Annotated in this window: 13 protein-coding genes; 6 read left to right on the top strand and 7 right to left on the bottom strand. The window is 69.2% G+C overall.

Translation table 11 applies throughout. The features are described 5' to 3' along the window. Window positions 1-9: 9 nt before the first annotated feature. Window positions 10-549, bottom strand: a complete 540-nt coding sequence (locus tag ON27_RS00445) for a TetR/AcrR family transcriptional regulator (protein ID WP_043717580.1) — start codon at window positions 547-549, stop codon at window positions 10-12. Window positions 550-630: 81 nt separating this feature from the next. On the opposite strand from ON27_RS00445, the gene ON27_RS00450 reads away from it, so the two are divergent. Continuing rightward, on the top strand, window positions 631-2,169 hold the full coding sequence (locus ON27_RS00450) for an MFS transporter (protein ID WP_043717582.1): 1,539 nt from the start codon (window positions 631-633) through the stop codon (window positions 2,167-2,169). Window positions 2,170-2,235: 66 nt separating this feature from the next. On the opposite strand, the gene ON27_RS00455 is transcribed toward ON27_RS00450, so the two are convergent. After that, complete coding sequence (locus ON27_RS00455) at window positions 2,236-3,786, bottom strand: adenylate/guanylate cyclase domain-containing protein (protein WP_043717585.1); 1,551 nt, start codon at window positions 3,784-3,786, stop codon at window positions 2,236-2,238. Window positions 3,787-4,164: 378 nt separating this feature from the next. Further along, window positions 4,165-5,838, bottom strand: a complete 1,674-nt coding sequence (locus tag ON27_RS00460) for a DUF4407 domain-containing protein (protein ID WP_051046090.1) — start codon at window positions 5,836-5,838, stop codon at window positions 4,165-4,167. Window positions 5,839-6,064: 226 nt separating this feature from the next. On the opposite strand from ON27_RS00460, the gene ON27_RS00465 reads away from it, so the two are divergent. From ON27_RS00465 to ON27_RS00480, 4 genes are all read left to right on the top strand, one after another. Beyond that, window positions 6,065-6,640 (top strand): chorismate mutase, encoded by a 576-nt coding sequence (locus tag ON27_RS00465; protein WP_051046081.1) that lies wholly within the window; start codon window positions 6,065-6,067, stop codon window positions 6,638-6,640. A 742-nt stretch (window positions 6,641-7,382) separates the two neighbouring features. Continuing rightward, a complete protein-coding gene (gltB, locus tag ON27_RS00470) occupies window positions 7,383-12,035 on the top strand; it encodes a glutamate synthase large subunit (protein ID WP_043717588.1) in 4,653 nt (1,550 codons plus the stop codon). Further along, complete coding sequence (locus ON27_RS00475; RefSeq protein WP_043717590.1) at window positions 12,028-13,497, top strand: glutamate synthase subunit beta; 1,470 nt, start codon at window positions 12,028-12,030, stop codon at window positions 13,495-13,497. The genes gltB and ON27_RS00475 overlap by 8 nt, the downstream gene beginning before the upstream one ends. A gap of 330 nt (window positions 13,498-13,827) precedes the next feature. Beyond that, window positions 13,828-14,727 (top strand): cutinase family protein, encoded by a 900-nt coding sequence (locus ON27_RS00480; RefSeq protein ID WP_043717759.1) that lies wholly within the window; start codon window positions 13,828-13,830, stop codon window positions 14,725-14,727. A gap of 67 nt (window positions 14,728-14,794) precedes the next feature. Here the strand turns inward: ON27_RS00480 and ON27_RS00485 are convergent, their stop codons facing one another. Next, entirely contained in the window at window positions 14,795-15,106 is a 312-nt protein-coding gene (locus ON27_RS00485) for a hypothetical protein (RefSeq protein WP_043717594.1), read from the bottom strand. 113 nt (window positions 15,107-15,219) lie between these two features. Further along, window positions 15,220-15,834: a histidine phosphatase family protein gene (locus tag ON27_RS00490; protein ID WP_043717597.1), complete on the bottom strand. Its 615-nt coding sequence runs from the start codon at window positions 15,832-15,834 to the stop codon at window positions 15,220-15,222. Between the two features lie 87 nt (window positions 15,835-15,921). Between ON27_RS00490 and ON27_RS00495 the strand changes: the two genes are divergently transcribed. Further along, entirely contained in the window at window positions 15,922-16,500 is a 579-nt protein-coding gene (locus tag ON27_RS00495; protein ID WP_043717601.1) for a Uma2 family endonuclease, read from the top strand. A gap of 175 nt (window positions 16,501-16,675) precedes the next feature. On the opposite strand, the gene ON27_RS00500 is transcribed toward ON27_RS00495, so the two are convergent. Together ON27_RS00500 and lysX are read right to left on the bottom strand one after the other, a co-directional pair. Continuing rightward, window positions 16,676-16,885 carry a hypothetical protein gene (locus ON27_RS00500; protein WP_043717604.1) on the bottom strand — a complete coding sequence of 70 codons (210 nt, stop codon included), beginning with the start codon at window positions 16,883-16,885 and terminating at the stop codon, window positions 16,676-16,678. Window positions 16,886-16,984: 99 nt separating this feature from the next. Next, window positions 16,985-20,308, bottom strand: coding sequence for a bifunctional lysylphosphatidylglycerol synthetase/lysine--tRNA ligase LysX (gene lysX / locus ON27_RS00505; protein ID WP_043717608.1), 3,324 nt, complete (start codon window positions 20,306-20,308; stop codon window positions 16,985-16,987). Between the last annotated feature and the right edge of the window lie 148 nt (window positions 20,309-20,456).

The raw sequence follows: 20,456 nt of genomic DNA on the forward strand, positions 1-20,456 counted from the left end.
GTCTAACCGTCAGCGCCGCAGCAGGCGGTCCACCACCTGCCGGTAACGGGCCGGATCGATGGGCGGAAGGCCCAGCAGGGCGCGCAGGTACACGCCGTCGCCGACCAGCCGGATGAGGTCTGCCCGAACCGGATCGGCGACCTCCTCGTCCAGCCCGTCCGACCACGTGTTCATCAGCTCGGCGAGCGCCCGCTGCACTTCGTCGGGCTCCGGGGTGGCATCGATGGTGCGCATGGTCGCGAGCATGGAGCGGTAGAGCTCCAGTTCGACCGCGTCCGCGGCGTTGTCGGGATTCGGTGTCTGCAGGTACCACTCGGCGACCGTGCCGCCCTTCGCGACCGCGGTGTCGAGTTGCTTGCCCGCGCGGTCGGCGAGTCGGCGGACCAGGCCTGCGAGCAGCGCGTCCTTGGTCTTGAAGTGATAGAGCAGCCCGCCCTTGGAGACGCCCGCGGTCGTCGCGACGTTCTCCAGTGTCACGTGTGACATGCCCTTTTCCAGGAGCAAGGTCTCGAGCGCGTCCAGAATGCGATCGCGGGTGTCTGCCGTCACCGAAGGGACTATACCGTCTGGACGGTAAGCCGCGTACTATACCGTCTGGACGGTAAGAAAAGGACGGAAGTCGAGCAGGTCATGACCACCGAGATAGCGCGGACCCACGCACAATCGCCCGCCACCCCACCCCGCGCGGGAGCACGCGAGTGGGCGGGGTTGTCGGTGCTCGCGCTCGCCCTGCTGCTACTGGCCGTCGACGCGACCGTGCTGGACCTGGCCGTGCCCGCGATCAGCGCCGATCTCGCGCCCACCACGCCGCAGCTGCTGTGGATCATCGACGTCTACTCGTTCGTGCTGGCCGGATTGCTGGTCGTCATGGGCAACCTGGGCGACCGGATCGGGCGGCGCAAACTGCTGCTGCTCGGCGCGGCCGGATTCGGCGTGGCCTCCGCGTGCGCGGCCTGGTCGGTGACGCCGGAAATGCTGATCGCGGCGCGTGTGCTGCAGGGCGTCGCCGGAGCCACGCTGATGCCCGCCACGCTGGCCCTGATCAGGTCCATGTTCCTCGACCCGCGGCAGCGCACCGTCGCCATCGCGGTGTGGAGCGCGATGGCGGGGGGCGGCGCGGCGGCGGGACCGCTGCTCGGCGGCTGGCTGCTCGAGCACTTCTGGTGGGGATCGGTGTTCCTGGTGAACCTGCCGGTCATGCTGGTGCTGATCGGGCTCGGGCCCGTCCTGATCCCGGAGTCGCGCGATCCGCGGCCCGGTCGTTTCGACCTGCCCAGCGCCGTGCTGTCGATGCTCGCACTGGTGCCTGTGGTGTACGCGGTGAAGGAATTCGCCGCGCACGGGCCCGGCCTGCGACCGGTCCTGGCCGGCGCGATCGGCGTGCTGGCGGGCGTGTGGTTCGTGCGCAGGCAGCGACGGCTCGCGCAGCCGATGCTGGATCTGGCGCTGTTCGCGCTGCCCGAGTTCCGTACGGCGGTCCTGACCAACCTGCTCGCGGTGTTCGCGCTGGCCGGTGTGCTGTTCTTCGGCTCGCAGTACCTCCAGCTGGTGCTCGGACGCTCGCCGATGCAGGCGGGTCTGCTGCTGCTTCCGGGTCTGCTGGCCGGCATGATCGCCTCGCTCGGCGCGGCCTGGTTGACGCGGCGGCTGCGGCCGGGCACGGTGCTGGGCGGCGCGCTGACGACGGCGGCGGTGGGCGCGATGCTGTTCGGATGGCTGGGACCGGACGCGGCCACCAGTACGACGCCGTTCGTGTTCGGCTTCCTGCTCATCGGGGCGGGCGTCGGGGTCGCGCTGACCGTGTCGTCGGACCTGGTGGTCGGCTCGGCGCCCGCGGAGCGCGCGGGTGCGGCCGCCGCGGTGTCGGAGACGGCGTACGAGGCCGGTATCGCGTCGGGCGTCGCGATACTCGGCAGTGTGGTCATGGCGATCTTCCGCGACGGCTTGGACCTGAGCCAGGTGCCGGGCGATCAGGTGGACGCCGCCTCGGAATCCCTCGGCGCTGCCACGGCCTTCGCACGCGAACTTCCGGAGGCCGCCGAAAACGCCTTCCTGGCCTCGGTGCGCGAATCGTTCGTCTCCGGCATCCACTTCGCGGCGATCGGCACCACGTCGATTCTCTTGGTCGCGGCGGTGGTGGCGTTCCGGTTGCGCGGGGGCCGCGCGTAAACGCGTAATGCCGTGACGGTCGCCGAGGTAGCCACCGCCAGCGGCCGGGCGACCCGCCGGCAGCCCTCAGGCGGGGCGCGCGAGCCGGGTCGGCGTGAGGCGGCCGCGCAGAGTGACGGATTCGCCGACCCGCCAATGTCGGGTCTCGGCCTCGGCAGCCGCCGCGATGGTCGCGCCGGAGGCGAGCAGAAGGCCCTCCTGCTTGGCGAGCTCACACAGGCGGGCGGCCTCGTTGACCGCGTCGCCGATCACGGTGAACTCGTAGCGTTGATGCGCGCCGACATTGCCCGCGACCACCCGCCCCGCCGCTACGCCGATGGCGGCCACGAAATCGCCGCCCGCGGCGTCGAGCCGGGCGCGGACCGCGCGGGCGGTGGCCAGCGCCGCACCCGCCGCGTCGGGCAGGCGCGCGGGTGTACCGAAGACGGCGAGCGCGGCGTCGCCCTCGAACTTGTTGACCAGCCCGCCGTGGCGCTCCACCTCGTCCACCACGATGCCGAAGAACCGGTTCAGGATGGCGACCATCTCCGGCGCCGGGATGGTCGCGGCCATCGTCGTCGAGCCGACGATGTCGATGAACAGGGCCGCCGCGTGGGTCTCCACACCGCCGAGCGCCGGGTCGCTCGCCAGCGCCGCCGCGGCGACCTCTTGCCCGACGTGCCTGCCGAACAGGTCCCTGATCTGTTCGCGCTCACGCAGCCCCTCCACCATGTGGTTGAAACCGCTCTGCAGTTCGCCCAGTTCGGTGCCGTCGTAGACGGCCAGCGCGACATCGAGGTCGCCTTCCTCCACCTGCCGCATCGCGCGGCGCACGCCGAGGATCGGGGCCACCGTGGCGGCCAGGGTCTGCGTCATCAGCAGCAGACCGAAGATCAAGGTCGCGCCACCGAGGGACAGCACGCAAACCGCCAGCCGGGCCTTGGTCACGTCGTCCATCACCAGCGCCGACACCGCGAGCACCATCATCCCCGCCACCGGGACGCCCGAGCCGACCAGCCAGACCACCAGCGAGCGCCCGAAGACGCCGATGCCGCGGCGGCGGCCGGAAGCCGCGGCTTCCAGCACCCGGGCGGTGACGGGCCGCAGGGCGAACTCGATGATCAGATAGCTGTTCGCGCACACCACCACGGCGCTGATCGCGATACCGAAAGCCACCTTCGGGATCAGCCGCGGTTCGGCCAGTCCGTAGAGCGTGGTCAACAGCACGAGGCCGCCGAACCACAGCAGGGCTTGGTCACGCACCAGCCTGCGCGGGATCATCGTGGCCGCGGCCTGCTCCTGCTCGGTCGGCACGCGTTGCGGATCGGTGGCCCACCGCAGTGCGCGCAGTCCGCGGGTCGTGCCCCACCACAGCCCGATCAGCAGCGCGCAGGTCGCGTAGAGCGGCGCGGCGAGCACGTCCAGCAGCAGTAGGTCGCGGGTGAACACCGACGGCCCCGGCAACACGAAGCCGACCAGGACGATCGATACGACCATGCCCGTCAGATTCCCCAACAGCGTGGGCACGGTGATCAACAACTGGACGCGGATGCGTCGCAACCCCGACGACTCCTCAGCCGACCCGAGCAGTCGCGACCCCCACGGCGCCGCGGCGAGCGTCACCTCCCTGTGTTGCATGGGTGCAGCGTAGGCCGCCCCGCGCCGCGCCGCCGCAGGTCGTCTTCGCGGAGCCGGCCCGCGCCCGCGTCCGACCGGCCGACTCGCACACGCGTCCGACCGGCCGACCGGGAACTGGGACTCTGCACCGCCGAGGCCCGGGCTCAGGAGCCCGACACGCCGACGACCCAGCCGCGAGCGCAGCGCTGGCCCCGTCGTACTCCGAGGCGATGGTTCAGGCGACCCGCTGCCGCCTCCGAACCCAGGACCGACCGCACGGTTCACCCGTGGTTTCGTGGCGGTTCGCCGACAAGCAGGCGCGACATCACGCCCGCAGCGCATCACGGTGGCAGAGCACTTCGCGCGGTACCCGGGGTGGATCCGGCGGTAGGCGGCCGTTCAGCGCCCCGGTGGCAGTTCGCGGCGGTCGGTCCCGGGCAGTTCGGGGTGATGGGGAGCGGGCAGTTCGTCTCGGCGCGCGCCGGTGGGCAGGCCGTAACCCGACGCGCCGGTCGGCGGGAGGGAGGAGTAGCGCGGGGGGTACTGCGCGTCGACGACGGTGGCGGCGACGTGCTGGGCGTGCGTGATCTCCGGTGCGCCGGGCTGGAGCGGATAGCCGACGGCCTGTGGAGCGTGCCCGTCGACGGTGACCTTGCGGGTGCGGCGCAGCGTGAAGGTTATCTCCTCGACCTCCTCGAACGCCTGCCGCGCGGTGCGCAGCGGATGCGTCGCCGTGTCGATCGCGTTGGCGACGAACGACGGGACCAGCGGCCGGATGAAACGAGCGGCGGTGTCGGTGAACGGCACCGTGCCGATCAGCGGCAACTCGAGACCGCCACCGCTCTGCGGCGCCGCTGGTGTCGCGGCGGGCGCGTTCACGGTCACCGGGGCGGGTAGGTTCGGCGTCACCTCGTGTGGCATGGCGCTGTCCTTTCGGTCGTCCGCCGCGGCGGGAAGTTCGGGGCGGCGCGGCGGTTCGGTGATACCGATCTCGATGCCGCCGATGGCCGCGATGATGCGAGTGCGCTGCCGCTCCCGGTCGATGGCGGTATCCGCCTCGACGGCGAGCCGGGCGGCGGTGAGTTGCTGCTCGGCGCGCAGGGTCTCGGCCTCGGCACGCACCTCGGCCTGCTTGACCGCGATGGCCGCGTCGGCCTCGCGTTCGGCGCGGTCGTGCACGGTGCGCGCGGCATTGTGCCGTTCGAACGAGGTCTCACCGCGCCACCAGCGCAGCACCAGCGGCAGCAGGGCCAGTGCGACGAACGCCACGATGGTGAGAATGCGCAGCGGCAGCGCCTCGCGCACGGTGTAGTCGTTCATCGCCTGCCAGCGCGCGCCGAGGCCGCGGTCGGCATCGTCGAAGGCGGCGGTCCGCGCGGTCGTCAGCGCGTCCTGGGCGGCGTCGATCCGGCGGTCGGCGGCGTCCACCCGGCCCTGCGCGGTGGCGAGATGCCTGCGGGCGTCGTCGAGCATGGCGTCGGCCGTCCGCGCCTCCGGCCCACGGCCGGGCACGCCGGTGATCCGGGTGCGCGGGCACTCCGGAGTCGGGTTGAATTCGCAGCGAGCGATCACCAAGGCGTGATCGATGTCGTTCTGCGCCATGCCGATCGCCTGTTCGAGCGCGGCCCGGTCGGCTTTCGCCCGGTCCAGTTCCGCCTGCGCCGCGACGACTCGCGGCGCCGAATCGAGCGAGCGTTGCGCCTTGTCGTCCAGCTGCCGATCCACGGACCCGCTGAACAGCACGACCGCCGCGAGTTCGGCGAGCAATCCGCCGGCCAGCACGGCGAGCCCGATGCGGCCGAGCAACCCGAGCCGGTCCGGCCCACCGCTCGGCCGCGCCGTCGCCAGCGCCCGGGCGAGTGCGCCGGTCAGCGCCGCGATCACGGTTCCGGCCGCCACCGCGGCGGGCCACGGCCATGCGGACCCGGCGGCGAGGGCGGCCACCGCGCCGGAGATCGTCGCGAACACCAGCACGACCGCGCCCGTGACGGCGTACCCGGCGCGCTCGTGGCGATCGGTGATTCCTCTGTTACGGCCTCCGCCGAGCCAGGTGAACAAGCCGGTGACGGTCATCGGAATGCACATCCCTCCACGTCCCAGGCGCTTTTCACGGGCGCGACGAAACTGTCACGGATTCGTTGTGACAGCGTGACAGGCCGCCCGGCCCGGCAGCGAGCAGAGACGGCCCGATGTGTCCAGGCTCACAAGACCGTCGTGGTCGCGCCCGAGGCGGCGGGCGGTGGGGCCTACGCTGGCGCGGTGACTCGTTTCGGTGCGAGCGATCCGAGGAGGTTGCAGGGTGCGCGGATTCGTGTTGGCGCTCCTCGTGGCGGCGCTGCCGATGTGGCCGGTTGACGCGGGCGCGTCCCCGGCCGACGGGTCGCTGGACCGGCTGGTCGCACTGGTGGTCGAGCGCTTGGACACCGCCGACGCTGTCGCCGCGGCGAAATGGGCGGCCGCGGGCGAGCACGGCATCGAGCCGGCCGTCGACGACCCGGTCAGGGAGGCGGAAGTCTACGACGCCATGGCGCGTCTCGGCAGCGGTCGCGACCTGCCGGAGAGCTGGGTGCGGCAGGTTTTCTTCGGCCAGATCGAGGCGCACAAGACGGTGCAGCGGGGCCTGATGCTGCGGTGGCGGTTCGACCCGGCGGCCGCGCCCACCGCACCGGCCGGGCTGGCGTCCGTGCGTCCGGTGATCGACCGGGTGAACGTCGAGATCCTCGACCAGTTGGCCGCCCGCCGAGCGGAGTTGACCGCGCCGGATTGCGCGCAACGATTGGCGCGCAGCGTATTCGGCGTGTTCACCACCGGTGGCGGCGACCCGCTGCACCGAGCGGCGCTGGTGCGGGCAGCTGTGTCGCTCTGCCCGGCGTAGGCCCGCTGCGGCCCGTCGCCCGCGCGGTGACGGAAAGATGTGTCCAACACCACTCCCCGCGATTTGCCGAGAATGTGCTGAACGGCACATCGGACAAAAGAGGCCGGACGGTCGGATCACATTCATGGCTTGTCACGCCCGTGTCGGAAATATCTCACGCACCCCTTCGCCGAGTTAGCCGCTGCCGCTTGGTTTGCCGGATCGCGAACGGGGGAAATCCATCTCGACGCAGGTGAGGGCGGTTTCCCGGCCTGGTGAGGAAGGTCTCGGGGCGGTGTCGCGCGTCGGTTTTCCCAGCTGGCACCGGGTGCCACAGGGATCGATCGCACGGCACTCGCTGCTTTACACTGGACAACGCGCACACGTGGAGGACCGAATGCAGAAGCCCAGCTAAACCTGGTTATTAGCGCAACCTAAGTTGGCCGGGCCCTGGACCTGACTTATCGTTTGCTCTTACGCCGAACACAGAACGTTCGGCTACCTCGCCCGCTCGGGCAGCCCCTAGCCAGGTGCTCAGCGTAGCGGGCGGGCACCCGCTCGGAGGTAAGGATCTTGTTAGGGATCCGTTACCGAAGGGCACCCACTACGTCACAGAAGCGGGTGGAGACAACTGCAGACCTGACTGCACGCCGAAGACCATCAGCGCGGCTGGCTTCGGAACGTACGGGCGCAGTCTTGTACGGAGGCGTTCGAACGAAAGGCCGTTTTTCCTTCGAAGGCCGACTTTCTTGAAGGCAGAGGCATGACGCAACTTCCTGGCCACCGGTCACCTGGACCCATCGGGCTCTACGACCCGGCGAACGAGCACGACGCCTGCGGCGTCGCATTCGTCGTCGACATGCACGGCCGCCGCAGCCGCGACATCGTCGACAAGGCTATTACGGCTCTGTTGAACCTGGAGCACCGTGGCGCCGCGGGCGCCGAGCCCAACAGCGGTGACGGCGCGGGCATCCTGATCCAGGTCCCGGACCGCTTCTTCCGCGCCGTCGTGGACTTCGAGTTGCCGCCGGAGGGCTCCTACGCCACCGGCATCGCCTTCCTTCCGCAGGCCCGCCGCGAAGCCGCGCGCGCGGCCTACGGCGTGGAGAAGATCGTCAAGGAAGAGGGCCTCGAGGTCCTGGGCTGGCGCGAGGTGCCGATCGACGAGTCGTCGCTCGGCGCGCTGGCGCGCGACGCCATGCCGACCTTCCGGCAGATCTTCATCGCCTCCCCGAAGAACGCTTCCGATCCGCTGTCGGAGATGGATCTGGAGCGGCGCGCCTACGTGGTGCGCAAGCGGGTGGAGCGCGAGCTGGGGTCGGCCGGTGCGGGTGAGGGCGCGGTCGGCAGGGAGTCGGTCTACTTCCCGAGCCTGTCCGGGCAGACCTTCGTCTACAAGGGCATGTTCACCACGCCGCAGCTGCGCGCGTTCTACCTGGACCTGCAGGACTCCAGGGTGGAGAGCGCGCTGGGCATCGTGCACTCCCGCTTCTCCACCAACACCTTCCCCTCCTGGCCGCTGGCGCACCCGTTCCGCCGGGTGGCGCACAACGGTGAGATCAACACCGTCACCGGCAACGAGAACTGGATGCGCGCCCGTGAGGCGCTGCTGCGCAGCGACGTCTTCGGCGTCGACTCCGCGGGCAAGAACCGGCTGGAGAAGATCTTCCCCGTCTGTACCCCGGGGGCGAGCGACACCGCCCGGTTCGACGAGGTGCTGGAACTGCTGCACCTCGGCGGCCGCAGTTTGCCCCACGCCGTGCTGATGATGATTCCCGAGGCCTGGGAACGCAACGAGAACATGGACCCGCAGCGGCGGGCCTTCTACGAGTACCACTCGATGCTGATGGAGCCGTGGGACGGCCCCGCGTCGGTGTGCTTCACCGACGGCACCGTCGTCGGCGCCGTGCTCGACCGCAACGGCCTGCGGCCGAGCCGCATCTGGGTGACCGACGACGGCCTGGTCGTGATGGCCTCCGAGGTCGGCGTGCTGGACATCGACCCGTCCAAGGTGGTCAAGAAGGCGCGTCTGCAGCCGGGCCGCATGTTCCTGGTCGATACCGCCCAGGGCCGCATCGTCGGCGACGAAGAGGTCAAGTCCCAGCTCGCCGCCGAGCACCCGTACCAGGAGTGGCTGGACGCGGGCGTGTCCCGCCTCGCCGACCTGCCCGACCGCCCGCACGTGCACATGTCGCACGATCGCGTGCTGATCCGTCAGCAGATCTTCGGATACACCACCGAGGAACTCAGCCTGCTGATCTCGCCGATGGCCAAGACCGGCGGCGAAGCGCTCGGCTCGATGGGCACCGACACCCCGATCGCGGTGCTGTCGGCCCGCCCGCGCCTGCTGTTCGACTACTTCTCCCAGCTGTTCGCGCAGGTCACCAACCCGCCGCTGGACGCGATCCGGGAAGAGGTGGTCACCAGCCTCAAGCGCAACATCGGCCCCGAAGCCGATCTGCTGCACCCGGGCCCGGAGTCCTGCAACATGATCGCGCTGGAGCAGCCGATCCTCGACAACGACGAGCTGGCCAAGCTCGTGCACATCAACGACGACGGATCGCACCCCGAGCTGCGCTCGGTGGTCGTGCGCGGCCTGTACCCGGTGAAGAAGGGCGGCAAGGGCCTGCGCAAGGCGCTGGAGGCGATCAACACCCAGGTGTCGGCCGCCATCGACGGCGGAGCGCGGATCATCGTGCTGTCCGATCGCGAGTCCAACGAGAAGCTGGCGCCGATCCCGTCGCTGCTGCTCACCTCGTCGGTGCACCACCACCTGGTGCGCGAGCGCACCCGCACCATGGTCGGCCTGGTCGTGGAGGCCGGTGACGCCCGCGAGGTACACCACATGGCCACCCTGGTCGGCTTCGGCGCGGCCGCGATCAACCCCTACATGGCCTTCGAGACCATCGAGGACATGCTCGAGCGCGGCGCGCTGGAGATGCCGGGCAGCACCGGCGATCTGGCCGACGACTACCGCAAGGCGGTCGCGAACTACAACAAGGCCGCGGGCAAGGGTGTGCTGAAGGTGATGTCCAAGATGGGCATCTCCACCCTGGCCTCCTACAACGGCGCCCAGCTCTTCCAGGTGATCGGCCTGTCGCAGGGCTTGGTGGACGAGTACTTCACCGGCCTGCGCTCGCACCTGGACGGCATCGGCTTGGACGAGATCGCCGAGGACGTCGCGCTGCGGCACCGGATCGCGTTCCTGGAGAACCGCAACGAGCGCGCGCACCGCGAGCTCGAGGTCGGCGGTGAGTACCAGTGGCGGCGCGAGGGCGAGTACCACCTGTTCAACCCGGACACGGTGTTCAAGCTCCAGCACGCCACCCGGTCCGGCCAGTACTCGATCTTCAAGGAGTACACCAAGCTGGTCGACGACCAGTCCGAGCGGCTGGCGTCGCTGCGCGGTCTGTTCAAGTTCAAGCACAGGGCGCGCAACCCGATCCCGATCGAAGAGGTCGAGTCGGCCGCGGAGATCGTGAAGCGGTTCTCCACCGGCGCGATGAGCTACGGCTCCATCTCCGCCGAGGCGCACGAGACCCTGGCGATCGCGATGAACCGGCTCGGTGGCCGGTCGAACTCGGGCGAGGGCGGCGAGTCCCCGGCGCGCTTCGAGCCGGAGGAGAACGGCGACTGGCGGCGCAGCGCGATCAAGCAGGTGGCCTCCGGCCGCTTCGGCGTGACCGCGCACTACCTGACCAACTGCACCGACATCCAGATCAAGATGGCCCAGGGCGCGAAGCCCGGTGAGGGCGGTCAGCTTCCCGCGCACAAGGTGTACCCGTGGGTGGCCGAGGTGCGGCACTCGACGCCGGGCGTCGGCCTGATCTCCCCGCCGCCGCACCACGACATCTACTCGATCGAGGATCTGGCGCAGCTGATCCACGACCTGAAGAACGCCAACCCGCAGGCGCGCATCCACGTGAAGCTGGTCGCCGAGCCGGGCGTCGGCACCGTCGCGGCGGGCGTCTCCAAGGCGCACGCCGACGTCGTGCTGATCTCCGGCCACGACGGCGGCACCGGCGCCTCGCCGCTGACCTCGCTCAAGCACGCGGGCGGTCCCTGGGAACTCGGCCTGGCCGAGACCCAGCAGACGTTGCTGCTCAACGGCTTGCGCGACCGCATCGTCGTGCAGGTCGACGGCCAGATGAAGACCGGCCGCGACGTGATGATCGCGGCGCTGCTCGGCGCCGAGGAGTACGGCTTCGCCACCGCTCCGCTGGTGGTCTCGGGCTGCATCATGATGCGCGTGTGCCACCTGGACACCTGCCCGGTCGGCGTCGCGACGCAGAACCCGGTGCTGCGCGAGCGCTTCACCGGCAAGCCGGAATTCGTCGAGAACTTCTTCCTGTTCGTCGCCGAGGAAGTCCGGGAACTGCTGGCCCAGCTGGGCTTCCGCACGCTGGACGAGGCCATCGGCCGGGTCGACCTGCTCGACACATCGCGGGCCAAGCAGCACTGGAAGGCCAGCAAGCTGGACCTGTCCCCGATCCTGGACGACGTCGAGACGGCGTTCATGTACCAGGACCGCCGCTGCACCAAGTCCCAGGACCACGGCTTGGACAAGGCGCTGGACCAGCAGCTGATCGCGCAGAGCCGCGACGCGCTGGAGCGGGGTCAGGCGGTGAAGTTCGAGACCAAGATCACGAACGTGAACCGCACCGTCGGCACCATGCTCGGCCACGAGGTGACCAAGCTCTACGGCGGCGCCGGCCTGCCCGACGACACCATCGACATCACCTTCACCGGGTCGGCGGGCAACAGCTTCGGCGCCTTCGTGCCCGCCGGTATCACGCTGCGCGTGCAGGGTGACGCGAACGACTATGTCGGCAAGGGCCTGTCCGGCGGGCGGCTCGTGGTGCGCCCGTCGCTGGACGCGCCCGGCGAGTTCGTCGCCGAGCAGAACATCATCGCGGGCAACGTGATCCTGTTCGGCGCCACCAGCGGTCAGGTGTTCCTCAGCGGTGTGGTCGGCGAGCGGTTCGCCGTGCGCAACTCCGGCGCCACCGCGGTGGTCGAGGGCGTGGGCGATCACGGTTGCGAGTACATGACCGGCGGCCGGGTGGTGATCCTGGGTGAGACCGGGCGCAACTTCGGCGCCGGTATGTCCGGCGGTGTGGCGTTCGTCTTCGACCCGAACGGCACCTTCGCCTCGCGGCTCAACCCCGAACAGGCCGACGCCGTCGAGCAGCTGGCCGGTGACGACTTCACCTGGCTGCACGACATCATCACCCAGCATCGTGACCAGACGGGTTCCCCGGTCGCCGATCGCATCCTGAGCGATTGGTCGCAGCAGGTGAACCACTTCGTGAAGGTCATGCCGCGCGAATACAAGAAGGTTTTGCTCGCCATCTCCGAAGCTGAGAAGAGCGGCAAGGACGTGGACGAGGCGATTATGGAGGCCGCTCGTGGCTGACCCTCAGGGTTTTCTGAAGCACACTTCACGGGAACTGCCCAAGCGGCGGCCGGTGCCGCTGCGCCTGATGGACTGGAAAGAGGTCTACGAGGAGAACTTCTCCCACGAGACCTTGCGTACCCAGGCCAGCCGGTGCATGGACTGCGGTATCCCGTTCTGCCACAATGGCTGTCCGCTGGGGAACCTGATCCCCGAGTGGAACGACCTGGTCTACAAGGACCGTTGGCGGGAAGGCATCGACCGGCTGCACGCGACCAACAACTTCCCGGAGTTCACCGGCCGGTTGTGCCCCGCCCCGTGCGAGGCGTCCTGCGTGCTCGGCATCAACCAGGACCCGGTCACGATCAAGCAGGTCGAGGTCGAGATCATCGAGAACGCCTTCGACGAGGGCTGGGTGACCCCGGTCTACCCGACCCGCCTCACCGGCAAGAAGATCGCCGTGGTCGGCTCCGGCCCGGCCGGTCTGGCCGCTGCGCAGCAGCTGACCCGCGCCGGGCACACCGTGACCGTGTTCGAGCGGGCCGACCGCATCGGCGGTCTGCTGCGCTACGGCATCCCGGAATTCAAGATGGAGAAGCGCTTCATCGACCGCCGCCTCGCGCAGATGGAGGCCGAGGGCACCATCTTCAAGACCGGCGTGAACGTGGGCGTGGACATCACCGCCGAGCAGCTGCGCGAGCAGTTCGACGCGATCGTGCTGGCCGGTGGCGCCACCCTGGCGCGTGACCTGCCGATCCCGGGCCGCGACCTGGACGGCATCCACCAGGCGATGGAGTTCCTGCCCTGGGCCAACCGGGTGCAGCACGGCGACGACGTCACCGACGCCGACGGCCTGCCGCCCATCCACGCCAAGGGCAAGAAGGTCGTCATCATCGGCGGTGGCGACACCGGCGCGGACTGCCTGGGCACCTCGCACCGGCAGGGCGCGGCCAGCGTGCACCAGTTCGAGATCATGCCGCGTCCGCCGGAGGAGCGGGCCGCGTCCACCCCGTGGCCGACCTACCCGCTGATGTACCGGGTCTCCTCGGCGCACGAGGAGGGCGGCGAGCGAGTGTTCTCGGTGAACACCGAGCGCTTCGTCGGCGTGGACGGCAAGGTGACCGGCCTGGACGCGCACGAGGTCAAGATGGTCAACGGCCGCTTCGAGAAGGTCGAGGGCACCGACTTCACCCTCGAGGCCGACTTGGTGCTGCTGGCCATGGGCTTCGTCGGTCCCGAGAAGCCCGGCCTGCTCACCGATCTCGGCGTCGGCTACGACCAGCGCGGCAACGTGCAGCGTGACAAGAACTGGGCGACCAACGTTCCCGGCGTCTTCGTCGCGGGTGACATGGGCCGCGGCCAATCGCTCATCGTCTGGGCCATCGCCGAGGGCCGCGCCGCGGCCGCGGGCGTCGACCGGTACCTGGAAGGCGAGACCGCGCTTCCGTCGCCGATCACGCCCACCATGGTGGCTCAGCGCTAGATCCCCTCTCTTACCGGAGCGGAAACGAAGGCGCCTGTGGACAACTCGTCCACAGGCGCCTTCTTCGCTCTCGATGGGCTCTCGGACCACGTCGCAGCGGAAGCGCTGACGGAAATCCGACACACTACGGCGTTCGAATGGCATTGCGGCGTTCGTGGCTTTATTGTGATCTCCGGCGTGCTGCTGATCTTGGGATGCGGTCGTGGAGTGCATGTCATACCGGTCGGGCGACTTCTGTTCACCCGGCGTGCACTGGAACGACATCCGATGAGTTCAGCATTGACGCGGCAACTCGGCGGGAAGTTCGACGAGGGCGAGGTTTGGAGCGGTATGCAGTGGAAAAAGGTCGTCGCGGCGCTGGGCGCATCCGCGACCGTGATGTCCGGCTTGGTTTTCGGTGGTGGGTCGGCGAACGCCGCTCCCGGATGCCCGAGCCTGTACGTGGTGGCGATCCCGGGCACCTGGGAAACCGGCCGCGACAAGACCCCGCAGCCAGGCATGCTCGCCGGCGTCACCCGGGGCATGCCCGCTTCCGTGGAAGTGGATTATGTGACCTACGCCGCGACCGCTTTCCCCTGGGAGGGTGAGGTTTACGGCAACTCCAAGAAGGAGGCCGTCGACAACGCGCGCGGCCTCATCGCGAGCATGGCGCAGCAGTGCGGCGCCACCAAGATCGCGCTGGTCGGCTACAGCCAGGGCGCGGACGCCGCCGGCGACCTCGCCGCCGAGATCGGCACCGGTCTCAGTGCCGTGCCCGCCGATCGCATCGCCGGTGTCGGCCTGATCTCCGATCCGCGCCGTTCGCCCACCGACATCCAGGTCGGCCCGGTCGCCCCCGGCGCGGGCGCGGGCGGCCCCCGGGTCGGCGGCTTCGGCTGGGTCAGCGACCGCACCCGCACCATCTGCGCGCTCGACGACCTCTACTGCGCGACGGCGACCGACGACTTCGTCACGCGGTTCGCCGGTTTCCTCGCGCAGGCGTCGGACGCCAACCCCGCCAACATGTGGCGCTACCAGATCGAGGCCGGCAACATCATCGGCGACTTGATGACCTCCGGCGGCGTCCCGGTCCTGCAGGCGCAGCTGACCGACTCGGCCAACCAGCAGCGTGCCAAGGACCTGGAGCGCTTCTACAAGTCCCAGGCGCACACCCTGTACGGCAGCTACCCGGTGGGCGGCGGCCAGACCGCCATCTCTTGGATGCACAACTGGATCGCGGGCATGGCCTGAGCCACCGCCGAAACCACGAGGCCCACCTCCGAACTCGGAGGTGGGCCTTTTCGTCGTGGCGGGACGACTAGCTCGAGCCGGTCGGCGGCATGACATGCTTGAACTTGAAGAACTGCTGCTGCGGGCCGTCCCGCCATGGGCGATCGTCCGGCCCACGGCCCGGGCCGTCATGCCGTTCGTGGCGTTCGAAATGACGGGGGCGTTCGTTGATGTCGGCACCCTGCTGCGGTGCGTCCACCAGCTGTACCTCCGCCTGCTCGGCGGGGGCCTCGGCGGACGCGGTCGCCGCGAGGGCGGCGAGCGGGACGGCGATCAACGCCCCGGCCACGGCCACCCGGGTGAGACGCCGCAGCGGCGTAGCGGTTTTGGAGAGCGACACGGAATTCCTTTCTCTCGAACCGTGAGCCACTGTTCGGCAGTGGCTCACCGGTCCCATCGAAGATTCCGTCACTGGGACAGCGGTGCGATGCTCCTGGCAGTCGGCTGTGAATCTCAGCGGGCACCGATATTGCGCGGCAACAGGTCCCAGACGTGCCCGTTCTCGTTGACGGTGGCGGCGGTACGCCGTCCGCTGCGGGAGAACAGGATTCGGGTGATCGAGCAGTAGTCGATGGGAAACGTCAGTGGCCGCTGCAAGCCGAGCACTTCTTGCAACAGCACGTTGACCACGCCGCCGTGTGCGAACGCGACCACCGTGTCGGCCGGATCGGTGGCCGCGACGATGTCGGCGACGGCGGCGCGCACCCTGGCTTTGAACGCCTCGCCGTCGACCTGCACCGGCAGATGCCCCGCCTTGATCCGGTCATAGGCGTCGCGGAATTCGATCTTGGCGTCCTCGATCGGGATGTAAGCGGGCAGATCGCGATCGTATTCGGCGAGATCGTCCACTATCTCGACGCCGAGGCCGAGCTTCGCGGCGGTCGGCGCCGCCGTTTCCCGAGCCCGTCGCTGCGGGCTGCTCACCACCCGGGAGACCCGGTGATGACCGAGCGCCGCGGGCACCCGCTCGGCTTGCTCCAGCCCCACCGGCGCCAACTCCGGATCGGCGGGCCCGGCCGAGCTGAGCACCCGGACCGGCTGGGCATGGCGAACGAGAATCAACTGCACCCGCCCTACTCTGCCGCATGGCCCTGACCTGTCCGATCCGGCCCCAGGGAGCTACGACCGGCACACTCGAGGTGACATACTCGGAGCATGACCGTCGAGCCGTTTCCGCAGTGGCTGCGCCCGCCGCCGGGCGGGTTCGTCGCCGAGGATCTCGATCGCCTGCCCGACCTTCCCCCGCACACCGAGCTGATCGACGGCAGTCTCGTCTTCGTGAGTCCGCAGGCGCAGTTCCATATGTTGGTCATCACGCTGCTCGACTCCGCTCTTCGCCGCCTCGCTCCCTCGCAATTTCGGGTGAGACGGGAGATGACCGTGACTCTCGGGCGGGATCAGCGCCCGGAACCGGACATCATCGTGATCCACGCCGAAAGCGTCGGCGGCCCCGGACTGACGACGTACCAGGCCGACGACGTCGTCTTGGCGGTCGAAGTGGTCTCGGCGGAATCGCGTACGCGTGATCGGGAGCGCAAACCGCAGCTGTACGCCCGCGCGGGAATCGCTCACTTCTGGCGGGTCGAGAATGTAGACGGCCGCCCGGTTGTCTACGTCTACGAACTGGACCCGGCGACGAACGCTTACGCGCTCACCGGAATTCATCACGATCGCCTGAAGCTGACCGTGCCGTTCGATATGGACATCGACCTCACCGAGATCGACCGGCTGTAGATCCGGTCGCTCGGCTCGATCGGTCGAGTACTTCGGTGGAACCGCAAAGAACTCGGCGGATTGCTCGGCCGCGGCCGGGCGCGTCGGCTTCCCTTTTCCGGCTCGCACGGCGCTGTATACAACGGGAAACGACGGCCCGGTTCGCGGCATGTGAACGGGCCGTCGACGTCCGCCGCTACTGGCTCTTCTTGCGCTTGGTCAGCAAGTAGATACCGCCGATGATCAGGGCGACCACCAGCAGGCAGCAGATCGCGCCGATGATCAACCCGCCCTTGCTGCTCTTCTTCTTTTTGGCGGCCAAGTCGAGCGCGGAGTTCCAAGTGTCCGGGCTCGCCCACACGGTGTGGTCCAGCAGGCTCGCGTTCGTCAGCAGGTCAAGGTACATATCCAACCCCTCGAGGTGTATCGGCCTCCTCCCGGAGCCGAATCTCCAAGGGTAGCCGCCCGATCAGCTCGATGAGAACCGTTCCGTTCGAAGGCCCGGTCAGCGGGGTTTCACCAATGGGAACGGCAAGGTCTCGCGGATGCTTCGTCCCGTGATCAGCATGACGATCCGGTCCACACCCATCCCGAGTCCGCCGGTGGGCGGCATCCCGTGTTCGAGGGCCTGCAGGAAGTCCTCGTCGAGTTCCATCGCCTCCGGGTCGCCGTTGGCCGCGAGCAGTGACTGCTCGGTGAGTCTGCGCCGCTGCTCCACCGGGTCGGTGAGTTCGCTGTAGGCCGTGCCGAGTTCGACGCCCCAGGCGACCAGGTCCCAGCGCTCGGTGACGCCGGGGATACTGCGATGCTGCCTGGTCAGCGGCGACACCGAGGTGGGGAAGTCGATGTAGAACGTCGGCTCCTCGGTGCGGGACTCGACCAGATGCTCGTACATCTCCAGGACCACCTGGCCCGCGTCCCAGCCGTGCTGGTAAGGCACGTCGGCCTTTTCGCACAGTGCGCGCAGTTCCTCGACGCCGGTCTCCGGGGTGATCTCCGCGCCGATCGCGTCCGACACCGCGCCGTGCACCGTTCGCACCCGCCAGTCGCCGGAGATGTCCACCTCCTCGAACGACCCGTTTCCGCTGGGGCGCAACGCCACCATCGCGCCGTTGGCCGCGATCGCGGCGTTCTGAATCAGCCTGCGGCAGGTGTGCATCATGCGCTCGTAGTCGCTGTGCGCCTCGTATGCCTCGAGAATGGTGAACTCGGGATTGTGGCTGAAGTCTACGCCCTCGTTGCGGAAGGTCCGCCCGATCTCGAACACCTTCTCCATACCGCCGACACACAGCCGCTTCAGGTACAGCTCCGGCGCGATCCGCAGGTACAGGTCGAGGTCGTAGGCGTTGATATGGGTGACGAACGGCGTCGCGTTGGCGCCACCGTGCACCTGTTGCAGGATCGGCGTCTCGACCTCGAGATAACCCAGGGAGCTCAGCGAGTCCCGCAGCGAGCGCACTACCGCGCTCCGCTTGGCCAGCACCTCGCGAGCCTCGGGGTTGATCGCCATGTCGACGTAGCGCTGCCGCACCCTGGCCTCGGGGTCGGCCAGCCCTTTCCACTTGTCCGGCAGCGGATGCAGGCACTTGCCGAGCATCCGCCAGTCCGCCGCGAGCAGCGAGAGCTCACCACGCCTGCTTGCGCCGATCTGTCCGCTCACCTCGATCAGGTCACCGAGATCGAAGAACTCGCCGAACTCGGCGCTGCGCTGGGGGCCCACCCGGTCGCGATCGATGACCAGCTGGATGTCGTCGGTCCAGTCGCGAACCACCGCGAAGATCACCCCGCCGTAGTCGCGGATGCGCAGCAGCCTGCCGCAGACCCGGACCGTGGTGCCGCGCGGGGAACGCCGCGCGTCGGCGACGGTATGCGTCGGCGGATACGCGACCGGGTAGGGGTCGATCCCCGAGTCGGCGAGGCGCGCCAGTTTGTCCATGCGTACGCGCACCTGCTCGGGTCGGCGCGGCAGCTGCTGCTCGCCCTCGATCTCGGTGATGTCGGGCGGACTGCCGTCGGCGTGCAGCCCCGCCACGGTCGCGGGGACCGCGGTGTGCACGCCGGTATGCGCCGCGGTGTCCGGCTCCTTGCCGATCCGCGGCAGGAAGCCCTCGGCCAGCGCGCTGGCCACCGCGACGCGCGGTAACTGCCTGCGCTCCTCGAACAGGAAGAACCGGGGCGCCCAGTGCGGTTGGTACTTCACATTCGAGCGATACAGCGCCTCGAGCTGCCACCACCGCGAGAAGAACAGCAGCACGCCACGCCACAAACGCAGCACGGGACCGGCCCCGATCCGGCCGCCCTCCTCGAACACCGAACGGAATACCGCGAAGTTCAGCGACACCTTGGTGATGCCGTACAGCTCGGAGTTCAGCGCGAGCTGCGAGATCATCAACTCCATCACGCCGTTGGGGCCGCCGGGATCACGGCGCATCAGCTCCAGCGAGGCGCCGGTGCGGCCCCAGGGCACCAGCGACAGCATCCCGAGCACCCGGCCCTGCGGGTTGACCGCCTCGACCAGCAAGCAGTCCCCGTCCAGCGGATCCCCCAATCGGCCCAGCGCCATGGAGAACCCGCGCTCGGTCTCGGTGTCGCGCCAGGTGTCGGCGCGGGCGATGATCCGGATGAAGTCCTCGGCGGGGATATCGCGGTGCCTGCGAATGCGGACTCCGACGCCGTGCTTGCGCAGCCGGTTGGCGGCTTGGCGCACCGGTTTCATCTCCGGCCCCGCCAGCGAGAAGTTCCGGGTGTCCAGGATGGCTTCGTCGCCGAGGCGCAGCGCGGACAGGCCGGCGCGTCGGTACGCCGTCGCGCCGAGTTCACTCGCGCCCATCACCGCGGGAGCCCAGCCGAACTGGTCGGCCTGCCGCAGCCAGGCATCGATCGCCTGCGGCCACGCCTCCCGAATGCCGATCGGATCACCGCTGGCCAGACTGACACCCAGCTCCACCCGGTACGTCACCGCTGCCTTGCCGCTCGGCGCGAACACCACCGCCTTGTCCCGGCGGGTGGCGAAGTAGCCGAGCGAGTCCTCCACGTCCGAGCGTTCCAGCAATCCGCGGATCGCCGACTCGTCGGTCCCGGTCATGGCGTTGGCCGCGCGCTGCGAGCGCAGCAGGACGATCACCGCGGCCAAGAGCGCGACCGCGCCGAACAGGCCGAGCAGGAAATTGACGAACGGCGGCGGATGCCCGTCGAAGTGCTCGTTGTCCGCCAGCACCGCCGCGGTCACCCGGTAGACCGCCCAGCCCGGTCGCTGCACGCCCTGCGGCAGGCTGCCGGGGAACAGTTCCACCAGGCCCCAGCCGATCAGCGCGCCGACCGCCAGACCGCCGGCCAGCACACCGAGCGCTGTCCATCCCGCGCCGCGGCGCACCTTGGTGTAGAACTCGGGCCATGCCGCGATGAGCACGCCGACTACGGCGAGATGCAGCACCATGGCCACCAGCGCGTGGATACTGCCCCGGTCCGCGAAGGTGACGCCGTTGACCACCGCGTAGGCCATGAGATAGCCGATCAGCAACCACCAGGCGATCCGCTTCCGGCTCGCGATCGCACCCGCCGCGAGGCCGACGACCAGGGCCCACATCAGATTCGTGTCCGGCGCGTCGAAGTAATAGGTGTCGATATAGCGGCGCGGCACGTGGGTCAGGAAACGCAGACCGGGCGAAAGGCTCCAGAGGAAGCACAGCACCGCGAATACACCGAGTACCGATCCCGCGATATGCGGGACTTCCGAAAGCCGTCCGTGACCCCGGTGCGGAACCGGCGGAGTCGGTTTATCCGCGGGTGGTGCGATGTCTCGATGTTGCTGGGCTTGCGTGGAGGTCACGGAACCAGTGTGTACGTAGGTGTGTCGGATTTGCCAAGCCTGCGGTGCGCGTGTTTGTGCGGCGTTTGTCCGGCCGGGAGTTCGGCACGGCGCATTCGCCGCCGGGTGGAGCCGATGCCGTACTTTCGTGATTCCGCGCTGACCTGGG

It is taken from the genome of Nocardia asiatica NBRC 100129, from assembly GCF_000308415.1.
Lineage (GTDB): Bacteria > Actinomycetota > Actinomycetes > Mycobacteriales > Mycobacteriaceae > Nocardia > Nocardia asiatica.

What these genes read in the sequence shown, in the direction of transcription:
- ON27_RS00480 (WP_043717759.1), top strand. Translation starts at nt 13,828, where the DNA reads ATGCAGTGGAAAAAGGTCGTCGCGGCGCTGGGCGCATCCGCGACCGTG.
- ON27_RS00495 (WP_043717601.1), top strand. Translation starts at nt 15,922, where the DNA reads ATGACCGTCGAGCCGTTTCCGCAGTGGCTGCGCCCGCCGCCGGGCGGG.
- gltB (WP_043717588.1), top strand. Translation starts at nt 7,383, where the DNA reads ATGACGCAACTTCCTGGCCACCGGTCACCTGGACCCATCGGGCTCTAC.
- ON27_RS00450 (WP_043717582.1), top strand. Translation starts at nt 631, where the DNA reads ATGACCACCGAGATAGCGCGGACCCACGCACAATCGCCCGCCACCCCA.
- ON27_RS00455 (WP_043717585.1), bottom strand. Translation starts at nt 3,786, where the DNA reads ATGCAACACAGGGAGGTGACGCTCGCCGCGGCGCCGTGGGGGTCGCGA.
- ON27_RS00500 (WP_043717604.1), bottom strand. Translation starts at nt 16,885, where the DNA reads ATGTACCTTGACCTGCTGACGAACGCGAGCCTGCTGGACCACACCGTG.
- ON27_RS00460 (WP_051046090.1), bottom strand. Translation starts at nt 5,838, where the DNA reads ATGACCGTCACCGGCTTGTTCACCTGGCTCGGCGGAGGCCGTAACAGA.